This is a genomic window from Phocaeicola faecalis (assembly GCF_021730445.1).
Classification (GTDB): domain Bacteria; phylum Bacteroidota; class Bacteroidia; order Bacteroidales; family Bacteroidaceae; genus Phocaeicola; species Phocaeicola faecalis.
The window spans coordinates 1-4,435 of record NZ_JADNRM010000040.1 but is presented as its reverse complement, the minus strand read 5'-3'; the positions used below and the strand labels follow the sequence as shown (position 1 = coordinate 4,435).

The following is a 4,435-nucleotide window of genomic DNA, read 5'->3' as shown; positions in this document are numbered from 1 at the left end:
CTAAATACGATTAAGTCCTTTATAAAATAATAAACAAAAAACAAATCAAGTTTTTAAATTTATAAATTTAAAGTTTTTCTATTATGAACAAAAAATTTTTAAGTGTAGTCCTGTTCGGAGCTCTTATGGCCGGCTCTTCAGTGACTTTCACGGGATGTATCGACAACGATGAACCCGCAGGTATCGAAACACTCCGCGGTGCCAAGGCTGAACTGTTGAAAGCCAAAGCTGCTGTAGAAACAGCGAATGCTGCCTACAGAGATGCAGAAACTCAGCTTAAGTTGGCTGAAGTTGAAAAAGAAAAATTAACCAATGAAGGCATTAAATTGGCTAACCAATTGAAAGAGCTGGAGCTTCAAGAAGAAACAGCTAAAACAGAAGCTGCTATCGCTGAAATTCAAGCTAAGTTAGAACAGAATAAGTTAAAGTGGGAAGCTGAGCTGTTAAAGGAAAAAGAAACATTGGCTGTAGCTCAAAAAGCTTATGAAGACGCGATGAAAGCATTAGAGCTTTCTAAAACATATTTGAGTGAAGCTGAATTGAAGCAATTGGAAGCTGTTGAAAAGCAATTAGGTTTAGCAAAGAGTGCAATGGAAACAGCTAAGACTGAATTGGAAGGCGCTTACGATACTTACAAAGATAAAGTAACTACTCCTGAAAACTATATCAATGAAGCAACTCTGAAAGAAGACCTTCTTAATGCTCAGACCGAATTGGATAAAGCAACAAACAAACTTGCTATCAAGAAAGAGGCTCTCGCTGCTTTAGAATCAGATGATGCATATAATGCATGGCTAGCTTTAAAAGCTAAATATAATGCAAAAATTGATTCATTAAATGCTGTATTAGCCGATAAAGAAACAGCAAAAGCTAAAATTATAGCTGAAAATACAAATGGTGCTATAAAGGATTTGCAGGATGCGGTTACTGTAATGGATAATATTATTCAGAAGAAAAAAAGTGCTGCAGGAACAGCCGATTCTACATTTACTGTATCAGAAGCTATTAATGGGAATTTAGATGCCGATAATCAAGGATTTATCACATACGCAGACGGAGTATTTACTGCTAACTTTAAATCAACACAGGGTGTTCTTGCTTTGATAAAAACAAACAGCAATGATAAATCGGATGAACTTAGTGATGCTACAGCATATGCAACTTTAATGGATAATACCTATGGTTTTGCTGATGGAAATGGAAGCGCATACAAAGCTGCTGTTGATGATATTAATAAGGCAATAAAAACCGTGAATGATGCAAAAGCTGCTATCAATGCAAATGAAGTAGCTTATGCTAAAGAAGTTCAGGCGGCTGCAAAGAAAGCCATGGATGATCAGAAGAAAGTTGCTGATGCAGCTATTAAGGTTTGGAATGATGCCGTCACTGCTTATAATTCAGGAACATCTTATTCACAACAAGAATATGATGAAGCCTATGGAGCTATTCAAATTTTGTTGGAGGCAGTAAAGAATGGAACTACAGGATATACATCAGAGGAACAAATCCAAAATGTGTATAACAAATATGTTTCTTTCAGAGCCGTAATGACAGCTAATGGCCAGAAAGAACTTCCTGAAATGCCAAAAGCAATTAAAGATGGTAAGACATTAAAGGAATATTTGGCGTCTAATGAAGTAACTGCTCTTCTTCCGAACGCGTATACAGAAGTAGACTTGAAAGCCAATTTATTAGAGGCTGCAAAAACTGCATTTGGTAAAGCAGGTATATATAATGACGGAAATGAAGACCGTGGTGTTCTTGTACAACCGAAGGACGATGAAATTAAAAAGATCGACAACTTTGGAAGTGAATGTGGCGCTCAAGGCTTATACTTAACAAATGTTGATGATTATAATACAGCAACAGAAAATGTAGAGAAGGCTGAACAATTTGACAAAGCAATTGCTCAGTTAACTAAATGGAAGTCTTCTTTATCTGCAGCTAAGAATGCTTATGTTGCTAAATACCAAGAAGATATTGACGCCGTATCAACAGCACAAAATGTCGTAACAGAAAAAGTTGCTAATCCAATTAATGAATTGAAGATTGATGCAACTGAAGCTATGAAAGATGATATTCAACTGGTTATCCAAGCTATTGATGGTGATGAATTAAAAGAATATGAAACTATCATCAAGAACTTAAAACAAGAAATCGGTGATAAGAAGGGTGTTGATGGTGCAACAGTGTCTACAGGATTGAATAAAGATGTAGAAGATGCTTCAGAAGCTGTTCTAAAAGCTGAAAAGATGCTTGAGCTCTTTAATGCCGGCAATTTGAAAGAACAATATGTAATCGAATGGGCACAGGCTGAATTGGAGCGTGCTAAAGCTGCATACGAAAACAAGGTTGAAGTATTCAATTACTGGAACGGTAAACTGGAAGAAATGATGAAAGCTCTTTACAGCAAAGCTTCCGCAGAATAATTAAGTAAAAACGTAATTATACGATGATCAAGAAACTATGCACATTACTCATACTCGCTACCCTTTCTGCGCCTCTTTTGGCGCAGACTGTGGGCAGCAGTAGTGATGGCGTGTTGTTTGCTCCCAAGAAAGGCCAGTGGCAAGTATCTGTCCTGCTGGGAGGAGGTAACAATTTCTACAATGAAAAAACCTCCTACCTGCTTCCCCAAAACACTCATACCGGAGGAGAAGTCGGACTTCCCAACGGTGGCGGTGCCAATTCGGGCGACCTGAACAGATATCTGAACATTGACGGCCTGAATAACAATAGTCTGACAAATATTCTGGGTGTTGAAGGTAAATACTTCATTTCCGATTGCTGGGACATCAATTTCCAGTTCGCAATGAATATCAATCTTACTCCCAAGAAGGACTATGTGGAAGGAGACGGCAGCGTACCCGATATGGTCATTCCTGCACAGAGCTACATTAATGCGCAGGCAACGAACAACTGGTATGTTTCAGTCGGTTCCAACCGTTATTTTAAGGTGAGCAATCCACGTATCCATCCCTATCTGGGCGGCTCTTTGGGCTTCCAGATGGCACGTATCGAGACTACGGAACCCTATACGGGCGAAATGACAACCGATCCCGACAGCGGTGAGGAAGTTCCCGTCCAGCTTTATGGCAGTGGCAGTCGTGCCGGTCAGATGTTCGGCATCAAGGCCGCCGGTGTAGCCGGCATCGAATACAGCCTGGCTCCGGGCCTGGTACTGGGATTCCAGTTCCAACCGCTGGCCTACCGCTACGATGTCATCCAGCTCTGTCCCAAGGGTTTTGACAAGTACAACGCTTCACACCATAATATCAAGATATTTGATATGCCGGTGCTGAAACTGGGTATCAGATTCTGACGTAACCCGTTTACGTAGTAAATAACAAAGGCCGTTCCGCTAAAGCGATTTAGCCGGACGGCTTTTTTCAAATGAGAAAGATGAGAAAAAGAACATGTTTTCTACCGCAAATGACCGCTTTTCTGATAGTCGTCCTGTCATTATGTGCGTGTACTTCTGTTCCCAAAGGATGCACCATAGAAGGGGCGGTAAAGGACAAAAGCTACGAGGGGAAGCAGGTTTACCTGCGCCACACACTGACTCCGGAAACGTATGACAGTACCATCGTGAAGAACGGCACTTTCCGTTTCGCATTGGGAGAGACTTCACCCGGAGTATCCCTGCTGGTACTGAAGGCTTCTTCCGATGACCTGTTCCCCATTACGCTGCCCGTGGCGACGGAGAAGGGAACGGTCAAGGTAAGCTTGGGAGAGCTGGTCTTCACCTCAGGAACAGCGCTGAACGACAAACTGCAGGACTTCCTGCTGGCCGTTGACCGTTTCAGTGACGAAATGGGCAAAAAGGGAGAAAACCAGGAGAAGATCAGAAAGGATTTCTCCAGTCTGCTGGAATCCTCCATTCTTCAGAACTGGGACAATGAGGTGGGAGTATATATTTTCCGCAACTACGGTTCCCGCTTTACTCCCGAGCAGAAGTCCGATATCATGGATCGGGCTGGAGAGTGGTTCATAAAACGGATAGAAGAAACAAACAACTAATTAAAACAGTAATGACTATGAAATCAAAAGTGATTATTGCAGCTCTGTTACTGGCAGGTGCCGGTATAGGCGCCAACGCTCAGAGTACAGAAAACAACTGGTTCCTCCAGGGTCAGGTGGGTGCCTCCTATTCTTTGGACGGTACAGGTATCGGCAAACTGATCTCTCCGGCAGGCCAGATTGCAGTCGGCAAGTACTTCAACCCCTATGTGGGCGCACGTCTGGCCGTCAGCGGCTGGAGGGGAAGGGCCGGAAGCGGATGCAAGCCCGCAAGCGGATTCTATTATGGTGCGGCCACCGTGGACGGCCTGTTCAACATGAGCAGCCTGTTCTGCGGAAGCAACCCCGAACGCTTCTTCAACGCACGCCTTATCGCGGGTGTCGGTTACAACCAGACCTTTGACGAGGGTGCGAG

At 42.8% G+C, this 4,435-nt stretch carries 3 protein-coding genes and 1 pseudogene; all 4 read left to right on the top strand.

Going from position 1 to position 4,435, the window contains the following annotated elements; all coding sequences use genetic code 11:
• The first annotated feature begins 83 nt into the window (after positions 1–83).
• Positions 84–2,429, top strand: coding sequence for a hypothetical protein (locus IR173_RS17845; RefSeq protein WP_237040858.1), 2,346 nt, complete (start codon positions 84–86; stop codon positions 2,427–2,429).
• Positions 2,430–2,452: 23 nt separating this feature from the next.
• Positions 2,453–3,322, top strand: coding sequence for a BT1926 family outer membrane beta-barrel protein (locus IR173_RS17840; protein ID WP_237040857.1), 870 nt, complete (start codon positions 2,453–2,455; stop codon positions 3,320–3,322).
• 80 nt (positions 3,323–3,402) lie between these two features.
• Positions 3,403–4,020 carry a DUF4369 domain-containing protein gene (locus IR173_RS17835; RefSeq protein ID WP_237040856.1) on the top strand — a complete coding sequence of 206 codons (618 nt, stop codon included), beginning with the start codon at positions 3,403–3,405 and terminating at the stop codon, positions 4,018–4,020.
• 11 nt (positions 4,021–4,031) lie between these two features.
• Positions 4,032–4,435, top strand: a pseudogene (locus IR173_RS17830) (OmpA family protein); the annotation flags it as partial.